Genomic DNA, 542 nt, shown 5'->3' with positions numbered 1-542 from the left:
TGATAGATGTTTCCAGAAGCGATCGTCTGATTTGTTGGCAGCGGCATTTATATCCCCTTTTTTTTATTCGGAAGTGCCGGGTTAACGACTGATGTCTCTCGTCAAATGCGGTGGATCTATACATGGAAGCACCGGATATCTCGGTGTTATCCAATAAGACGTATTTCCGTGAGGCCACATCGGGCTGGCTACTGGCCACCCACTGCAACATACCTGCATGCAACCGCAGGTAGATAAGGTCACGCTCGAAATTCAGTGTCAAGTTGAAAAAAAAATAGGTCGCCTCTGCTCACTTACAGTTGCATAATTATCGCTGGGGTTTCCGCGTCACGCCGCTCATTGCGAGCTTGTCGAATCTTTGGGCCTGACACTCACCGAAGCCAACTGCCACTACAACCGCATGCTGGCATCCACCCGCGACGCGGTGGCGGGCGTACGCACAGCGCATCGGGGTTGCTCACGGCGTAGATTTGACGGGTTACACGCTGACTGGGGCTACACTCATGGCCGTTGTCAGGAATATGCCTAGCGCAGGATCACGC

At 52.8% G+C, this 542-nt stretch carries 1 pseudogene; it reads left to right on the top strand.

Features of this window, described 5'->3' with window-relative positions:
- Positions 1–358: 358 nt before the first annotated feature.
- Positions 359–517, top strand: a pseudogene (locus tag GVL52_RS31090) (IS5/IS1182 family transposase); the annotation flags it as partial.
- Positions 518–542: the final 25 nt, after the last annotated feature.

The organism is Rhizobium sp. 18055, assembly GCF_902706285.1.
GTDB lineage: Bacteria > Pseudomonadota > Alphaproteobacteria > Rhizobiales > Rhizobiaceae > Rhizobium.
The sequence above is the reverse complement of the archived record's forward strand: the minus strand, read 5'-3'. Positions and strand labels throughout refer to the sequence as shown.